Raw genomic sequence first — 7265 nt, forward strand, 5'->3', positions numbered from 1 at the left:
CCGGTCGGGCCCCGGTCAGACCGGGACGTTGGCCTTCAGCTCACGGGTCAGGTCGTCCAGGACCTGTTTGGCGTCGCCGAAGAGCATCGTGCAGTGGTCCCGTTCGAACAGCTCGTTCTTGATGCCCGCGTAACCCGGGGACAGGCTGCGCTTGATCACCATGACCCGCCGGGCGTTCTCGACGTCCAGGATGGGCATCCCGGCGATCGGCGAACCGGTGGCCTCGTTGGCTGCCGGGTTCACCACGTCGTTGGCGCCCACCACGATCACGACGTCGACGTTGGGGAAGTCGCTGTTGATCCGGTCCATCTCCACCAGACGGTCGTAGGGGACGTCGGCCTCGGCCAGCACGACGTTCATGTGCCCCGGCATCCGCCCGGCGACCGGGTGGATGGCGAACCGCACCTCCACCCCCTGCGCCGCCAGCACGCCGGCCAGGTCCGCCGCGGCCTGCTGTGCGCGGGCCGCGGCCAGACCGTACCCGGGGACGATCACCACGCTCCGGGCCACCTCCAGGACCATCGCCGCCTCCTCCGGGTCGGAGCTCACCACGTTCTCGTAGGTGTCGCTCCCGCCGTCCGAGGAACCGCCGTCGCCCAGCCCTCCCGCGAAGACACTCAGCAAGGTGCGGTTCATCGCCACACACATGATCTGGGTGAGCATGAGGCCGGCGGCGCCGACGATGATGCCGCCCATGATCAGCATCGTGTTGCCGATCGCGAACCCGCTCGCGGCGACCGCGATCCCCGAGACCGAGTTGAGGAGCGAGATCATCACCGGCATGTCCGCGCCGCCCACGGGGGCGACCGCGAAGAACCCGGCCAGGAGGCTGAACACCAGCAGCCCGACCATGCTCAGGGCCGCCCACCGGACGTCCGCGAGGAGCAGTCCGGCGACCGCGGCGGCCGCTGTCAGGACGGAGCTCGCCACGAGCAGCGGGGCGCGCCCCGGGATCCTGGTGAGGCGGCTCAGCCGACCCCACAGTTTGACCTCGGCGAGGAGCGAACCGGAGAAGGTCACCGCCCCGATCACCACGGAGACCGCGAGGGCCACCGACTCCAGTGCCCCCAGGGCGGCCAGCGGTGTCGTTCCGGCGTCCCGGTCCACCACGGCGTCCCAGAAGAGGGACATGCCGATCAGCGCGGCCGCGGCACCGCCGAACCCGTTGAACCTCGCGACGACCTGCGGCATCGAGGTGGCGGAGGCCCACAGCACGATGACCGCGCCGACCGTCGCCCCGACCGCCAGCCCGACCAGGATCCAGGTGTAGTCGACCACCCCCATCTCCACGAGGGTGATGACGACGGCCAGCATCACCCCGGCTGCCAGCATGAAGTTGCCCCGGCGCGCGGTCCGCACCTTGGACAGCCGCTTGAGCCCGATGACGAACAGCGCCACGGGGACCAGATAGGCCACCAGCACCAGTTCCTCGGCGTTCATGCGCGCTCCCTCTTGACGGTGAAGCTGCTCAGCATGCGGTCGGTGACCATGAACCCGCCCACCACGTTGGCCGTGGCCAGAGCAACCGCCGACGTGGCGAAGACGGTCGCGGCCACCCCGGTCGTGGTCCCGGCCAGGATGAGGGCCCCGATGACCGCCACACCCGACATGGCGTTGGCCCCCGACATCAGCGGGGTGTGCAGCATCGGCGGGACCTTGGTCAGCAGTTCGTAGCCGAGGAAGGCGGCCAACACGAAGACATAGACGGCGAGGACGAGTGTTCCGGTCATGAAGCGGCCTCCAGGTCGTTCGGTCCCGCGGCCGCGAGCGCGGCCGCCGTGGGTGCGTGCAGCACCTCTCCGTCCCTGGCGAGCAGGAACCCGGTGAGTTCGGCGTCGGCGTCCACGTCGAGCTCGCCCTCGTCGGTGACGATCCGGGCGAGCAGGTGGGCGATGTTACGGGCGTACAGGGCGCTGGCCTCCTTCGGGAGGCTGCGCGCCAGCTGCGGTGCGGGGATGATCCGCACCCCGCCGTGGTCGGTCGGCCCGTCGGGATCGGTCAGGTCGCAGTTGCCGCCGTCCTCGGCGGCCAGGTCCACGACCACGGAACCGGCGGGCATCCGCTCGACCATCTCGGCGGTGAGCAGGATCGGTGCCGCCCGGCCGGGGATCTGCGCCGTGCAGATGACGGCGTCGGCCTGGGCGATGTGGGGGGCGAGGGCCTCGTGCTGCGCCCGGGTGAGCTCCTCCCCGAGTTTCTTGGCGTAGGCCCCCTCGGCCTGGTCGGTGACGCCGGGGATGTGGATGAAGTCGGCGCCCAGGGACTCGACCTCGCCCGCGGCCGCGGCCCGGACGTCGTTGGCCTTGACGGTGGCACCCAGGCGTTTGGCGGTCGCGATCGCCTGCAGGCCCGCGACACCGACCCCCAGGACCACCACCCGGGCCGGTCTCACGGTCCCGGCCGCGGTCATGGAGAGCGGGAAGAGCTTGTCCATCCGGTTGGCCGCCATGAGCACGGCCTTGTAGCCGGCGACCCCGGCCTGGGACGAAAGCGCGTCCATGGACTGGGCCTTGCTGATACGCGGGATGAGTTCCACGGCCAGCGCGGTGACCCGGCGCTCGGCCAGGACCCGTGCCAGGTCCAAGGCGTGGACCGGGCGCAGGAACCCGATCAGGGCGGCGCCCTCGGCGATGGTGGCCAGCCTCTCGATCGTGGGCGGGCCCACCACCACCAGTGTCTCGGCCCGGGCGAACAGCTTGTCGCCGTCCACGATCTGGGCCCCTGCCTCCGTGTAGTCCTCGTCGGAGTGGCCGGCGGCCGTCCCGGCCCCGGCCTCCACCTCGACTTCCAGTCCGCGCCCGGTCAGGGTCGCGACGGTCTCGGGCGTGGCTCCCACCCGGCCGTCGTTCGGATCTTCCGATCGTGCGAATCCCAGTCGCATCCGATCACCTCTTATGGCTCGTCGGTGCGCCAGCGGTGGGCCCAGTCGCACCACGGGGCCAGGAGGGGTACCGAGAGACGCCACGCACGACTTGAGGCAAGGGGTGGCTGTTGGGCGTCGACTCGGGCCTGGCTGTCCGCAGCACGGATCGGGGATGGGGGTGGCCGTCTTCGTCGTCGACCTGAAAACAGACGGGGCTGCCGTTGGCGTGGACTCTTGGTCATACCCAGTGCGCGGGTCCCCCAGACCACCACGAGTGCGAGGGGTCCCGGGCGCACGTGTGGCCCACGGGCCTCCGAGGAGCTGAGCGGACTCGGCACGGCGCCGGAACTGGTCACCCGAGACAGTGCGAGTCGCGCTATCGGGTGCGTCGGGATCTGAGCACGTCATCAGCTCGGGAAGCCGAGAACGCCTCGGACGGCTGACCTCGCAAATCGCCTACCTGCGAGGATGCGGCCCGTCTCCCCATGAATCCCCGTGGTTCCCCGCCGTTGACCGCCCCGTGTGGCACAAATGTGGCACGGAAATGCCTACGAGTAGAAGTTGTCCCCGTAGCCGTCGAGGCTCACCGTGAACTCGTCGGGGCGGGTGTCGCGTAGGTGCAAGAAACGCTCATTAAGGACGTCGATGGCGTCGGGCAAGGGGATGGGGCCGCGTTGGTCCCTGATCGCTTGTAGGGCTTGGATGAGGTGTTCGCTGAAGATCAGCGCATCGATACGGTCCCAGTCCTCGGGCACGGGCACTTCCTGAGGTTCGGTCGGCATGGTGACTGATCTCGGACGGGTTATCGGTTCGCTCAGCCGAGAGGCCACTACGGCAACCATTTGGGGCGGGCACCACGGTCTCGGTCCCGTATGGGTTCTGGCGCGATCGGTCTGTACTACCGCGCGTCCTGTGTCGCGCCAGGTTCCATGCGGGCTCGGGGGTCCAGGGGCGCTGAGCCCTCTGGTACCACCAGGTCTCGACCATGGTCGGTCGCCCGCATGACTCGGCGGTCCAAAGCCTGTCCCATCCTGATCCGCTTTCACCCGAACGGCAACCGTTCGTCTCTGAGGCGCGTCATGATGCCAAGTAGTACGGCCTTCGGGCACCTGTTCCCGGACCGCCTGGACGAGGTCCCCCGGAAGATGGGGGAGAGGCGTGACGCCGCGCTGCGTGAGTCGGGGGACTCGAACGGGGAGCCCGGTCGGGCCGCCTGACCGTACGAGGAATGTGCACTGAATGTGCAACGGCCACCCGGGCTGTTCGCCTGGGTGGCCGTCTTCACGTCCGTGACGTGCGTAAACGCTTGTGGAGCCAAGGGGAGTCGAACCCCTGACCTCCGGTATGCAAAACCGGCGCTCTGCCAGCTGAGCTATGGCCCCGTCGAACCCGGGCTCGCGCCCTGGTCACCTGGAGAGCATACCCGCATCCGAAAGCTGCCCCGGTCATGGAGCGGGAAAACCCGGGGTCCGGGGGCTGCCAAGAACCGGACGCAGCACAAAGCCGTGGGTCGCACCACGGGACTGTCGGCCCACCCACGTCTTCGTGTCACTCTCAAACGGACGCTCGGTGACCCGCGTGGGTGTACACCGTCGACCCGCTCATGGAAACCTCCCGGCCCCTGACGGTGGCCGATGGGGTCCGCTGATCAGCTCTCGCTGGCCGCGGTGGCTTCCGTCCACAGGTCGAGCTCGGCACGGTCCGCCTGGATCTTGCGGTAGACGGCGAAAGCCCCGAGGGCCACCAGCGCCAGAACGATGATCTTCTTCACTGTCCGGACCCTTTCTCTGTTGGAAAACCGGTCGTACACACGGGCTCCCACCCTGGGGCGAGGGCTCCGCGGGCAACTTTATGAGGTTGTCACCTAGCAGACTAGCAAGCCGTGGCGGGCGGTCCCTGCCATGGTGGACCGATTCACACCGGCTTCTTCCCCTGATCCGCCCTGAGCCGGTTCCGCACGGTCATGTCAGCAGCGCCATACGGCGCAGGATTCCCACTGTGGCCTGCGGGGACGCGGCGATTCGGGTGAGATCGTCCCAGACTCGCCGACATGAGCGGACCGCGTCCTCGGATTCGACGATCCTCCCGCCCTGGGTGGCCTCGACATAGGCGAGGTCGGCCTCGTCCTCCTCGAACTCCAGGACGGAGAAGGGCCCGGCCAGGCCCGGGTGCGGCCCGGCGGAGGTCGGCAGCAGCTGGACCGTCACACGTTCGGACCCGGTGGCCAGCTCGACGATCCTGCCTGCCTGGGCACGCAGCAGGCCCAGGTCGGCGGAGACGCGCTGCAGGGCGTCCTCCTCCACCACCGCGTGGTAGCGGAGCGGGGAGCCGGGGTCGAGGATCTCCTGGCGTTTCAGGTAGGCGGCGACCATCCGCTCGACGGCCTGTTCCCCGTGGCCGAGGGCACGCGCCAGGGTGGCGGTGTAGTCAGGGGTCTGGAGGAGGTCCGGCACCAGGATGCCCGCGTAGGTCCGGAGGGAGACCGCCCCGGCCTCGTTCCCCACGTACGCGGAGGAGAGGACGTCCTCGTACTCGGTCCACCACGGCCGCAGCCTCGACTCGCGCACGAGCGTCAGAACGGCCTCGCGCTGTCCCCCGGTGACCCCGTACAGGCGCAGCAGCGCGGAGACCTCCATGACCGACGGCCACTTGCGGATACCGGTCTCTATGTGGCCGAGCTTGGCCGGCGACCACTCCAGTTCCTCCGCCACGTCGTTGAGGGTCATCCCAGCCTGCACACGGCGGCGGCGGAGTTCGGCTGACAGTCGCCGTCGACGAACCGTGGGGCTGGTCATAACACTGATCCAATGACGCAGAGTGTCGGGTTATGCCTCCAGCGAAACACGGCATCTAGCATCTAGCAATGAGTTTCTAGAAAAGAGCGACCGTTTCGATGCTTTAGGGGCCGAGCCGACAGGCCTGCCCTCTGGGAAAAAACGAAGATTTGTTACAATAAGTGACTGGAGTTGCATATCAGGGAGTCACACGAGAGTGAGAATCCAACATCCTTTCCCTGGGCCACAAGGGCCCCGCCAGCACCTCGTACGACGCGGTCGAGCACCGGGGGCCCGCGGCCAGCTCCGGCAGCGCCCACGATGAGGGCTTTGTGGCCCGGTGTCACGTATGTCTCAGCCCGATACCCACGGTGGGAAAGCGCGTACGATGCTTGAGGTGCCCGTCCCGGCGGGCGTACCCGCACACGTAGAGGAAACCCATGAGCTACCCGCTTGACGACACCGAGCAGCTGATCGCGAACGCGGAGGCCCAGATGCCCCCGAGCACCCGGTCACGCCTCATCGCCAAACTCCGTATGGGTAAGCACATCGACGACGCGGCGGGAGAGCTGGGCATCAGCCCCAAGCAGGTCTTCTCGACCGCGCGCGTCCTCAAGCCCTTCGGCGAGCAGCTCGACGCGACCCTCACCGACCAGCGCGACCCGTCCCTGCCCCACGGCAGCGTCACCGGGTACAACAAGCGCTGCCGCTGCCCCGAGTGCCGGAGCGCCCTCCAACAGCGCGTCTGACGGCCCGAAACCCCGCACGGCCCATTCCGGCCACCTTCGCCACCTGCATAAACGCGGTGTTAACCCAGACTTCTCGAACCGATACGGCCCCCAGAGGCTTATGGGGCGAGAGTTTGGGGAGACCGCTGAACATGAACGAGCACGTGGACTGGTCGACGATGAGCGAGGACGACTTCGTGGCGCTGCTGAGGCAGCTCATCGAAACCCCGGAAGCCGACGAGGACTAGCGAAGGGCCCTGCCGCCGGTTCCCTGCCGACGGCTCGGTCCGCTGACGCAACGGTTCCCCCGACCCCTGACCGCCCCTCACCCCGCGGGGACGGTGATCCCCCGAAGACCGCCCGGCCGTGTGGCCGGCCTCCTCGGCTGTGCCCCGCCACCGCCGTCGGTCGAGCCTCCCAGCGGTGCGCCCTCGCCGGGTTTCCGGTGACGAGGGGTTCCTCACCGGTAATTCGGATCCGTACGCTCCGACCGCGGGGCCGGATGACGGCGGAACCGCGCCCTGCCCCGGGTCCCGGAGCCGTCGACCGCCAGGTACACGACACCGTCGTGCTCGGCGAAGGCCACGTCGCGCCCCCGGCCGGAGGGCCCCGCCCGCACCGCCCGATTCCCGCCGGCTGTCGGCACCCTCGTCCTCCGGACCGAACCCGCTCCGCCCGGGCCTCAGCGCGACCTCTCCCTCTCGCGCGTCAGCGCCACACCCCTCCGCGGTGGGCAGTGCCTCCCCGGGACGTGGATCGCCGACAGAGCTCCTCCGTCCTGGACATGAACCCAGTGCCGACCGCTGGCTCTCCAGTGAAATTCACATGTTCACAAGCCATGGCAAAAAACAAAAAGAAGGAGGAGCCCGCCCCGAAAGACGAACCCCTCCCCCTATTCTC

General features: G+C 68.7%; 8 protein-coding genes and 1 tRNA gene. 2 read left to right on the top strand and 7 right to left on the bottom strand.

What is annotated here, in order from left to right; genetic code table 11:
- Positions 1-15: 15 nt before the first annotated feature.
- The 4 genes from D458_RS0129095 to D458_RS0129115 form a co-directional block, all read right to left on the bottom strand.
- A complete protein-coding gene (locus tag D458_RS0129095; RefSeq protein ID WP_017590246.1) occupies positions 16-1440 on the bottom strand; it encodes an NAD(P)(+) transhydrogenase (Re/Si-specific) subunit beta in 1425 nt (474 codons plus the stop codon).
- The gene (locus D458_RS0129100; RefSeq protein ID WP_017590247.1) at positions 1437-1730 is read right to left on the bottom strand and encodes an NAD(P) transhydrogenase subunit alpha; all 294 of its coding nucleotides are present in this window, start codon (positions 1728-1730) and stop codon (positions 1437-1439) included. Before D458_RS0129100 ends, D458_RS0129095 begins: the two co-directional genes overlap by 4 nt.
- On the bottom strand, positions 1727-2881 hold the full coding sequence (locus D458_RS0129105; RefSeq protein ID WP_026119793.1) for an NAD(P) transhydrogenase subunit alpha: 1155 nt from the start codon (positions 2879-2881) through the stop codon (positions 1727-1729). The genes D458_RS0129100 and D458_RS0129105 overlap by 4 nt, the downstream gene beginning before the upstream one ends.
- A gap of 530 nt (positions 2882-3411) precedes the next feature.
- Positions 3412-3618 carry a hypothetical protein gene (locus D458_RS0129115; RefSeq protein ID WP_017590249.1) on the bottom strand — a complete coding sequence of 69 codons (207 nt, stop codon included), beginning with the start codon at positions 3616-3618 and terminating at the stop codon, positions 3412-3414.
- A 327-nt stretch (positions 3619-3945) separates the two neighbouring features.
- Here D458_RS0129115 and D458_RS38030 point away from each other — a divergent pair, with 327 nt between their 5' ends.
- A complete protein-coding gene (locus D458_RS38030) occupies positions 3946-4080 on the top strand; it encodes a hypothetical protein (protein WP_275042299.1) in 135 nt (44 codons plus the stop codon).
- 92 nt (positions 4081-4172) lie between these two features.
- Here D458_RS38030 and D458_RS0129125 read toward each other — a convergent pair.
- The 3 genes from D458_RS0129125 to D458_RS0129135 all read right to left on the bottom strand — a co-directional run bounded on the left by D458_RS0129125 (position 4173) and on the right by D458_RS0129135 (position 5589).
- Positions 4173-4245: transfer RNA gene (locus D458_RS0129125), tRNA-Ala, on the bottom strand.
- 266 nt (positions 4246-4511) lie between these two features.
- Entirely contained in the window at positions 4512-4634 is a 123-nt protein-coding gene (locus D458_RS37775) for a DLW-39 family protein (RefSeq protein ID WP_014912962.1), read from the bottom strand.
- Positions 4635-4824: 190 nt separating this feature from the next.
- Entirely contained in the window at positions 4825-5589 is a 765-nt protein-coding gene (locus D458_RS0129135; RefSeq protein WP_017590251.1) for a helix-turn-helix domain-containing protein, read from the bottom strand.
- 488 nt (positions 5590-6077) lie between these two features.
- Here D458_RS0129135 and D458_RS0129140 point away from each other — a divergent pair, with 488 nt between their 5' ends.
- Positions 6078-6386, top strand: coding sequence for a hypothetical protein (locus D458_RS0129140; protein ID WP_017590252.1), 309 nt, complete (start codon positions 6078-6080; stop codon positions 6384-6386).
- Positions 6387-7265 lie beyond the last annotated feature (879 nt).

It is taken from the genome of Nocardiopsis ganjiahuensis DSM 45031 (assembly GCF_000341085.1).
Classification (GTDB): Bacteria; Actinomycetota; Actinomycetes; order Streptosporangiales; family Streptosporangiaceae; genus Nocardiopsis; species Nocardiopsis ganjiahuensis.

Excerpts from the sequence above, each read along its gene's own strand:
- D458_RS0129140 (WP_017590252.1), top strand. The coding sequence starts at position 6,078 with ATGAGCTACCCGCTTGACGACACCGAGCAGCTGATCGCGAACGCGGAG.
- D458_RS38030 (WP_275042299.1), top strand. The coding sequence starts at position 3,946 with ATGCCAAGTAGTACGGCCTTCGGGCACCTGTTCCCGGACCGCCTGGAC.
- D458_RS0129105 (WP_026119793.1), bottom strand. The coding sequence starts at position 2,881 with ATGCGACTGGGATTCGCACGATCGGAAGATCCGAACGACGGCCGGGTG.
- D458_RS0129095 (WP_017590246.1), bottom strand. The coding sequence starts at position 1,440 with ATGAACGCCGAGGAACTGGTGCTGGTGGCCTATCTGGTCCCCGTGGCG.
- D458_RS0129135 (WP_017590251.1), bottom strand. The coding sequence starts at position 5,589 with ATGACCCTCAACGACGTGGCGGAGGAACTGGAGTGGTCGCCGGCCAAG.
- D458_RS0129100 (WP_017590247.1), bottom strand. The coding sequence starts at position 1,730 with ATGACCGGAACACTCGTCCTCGCCGTCTATGTCTTCGTGTTGGCCGCC.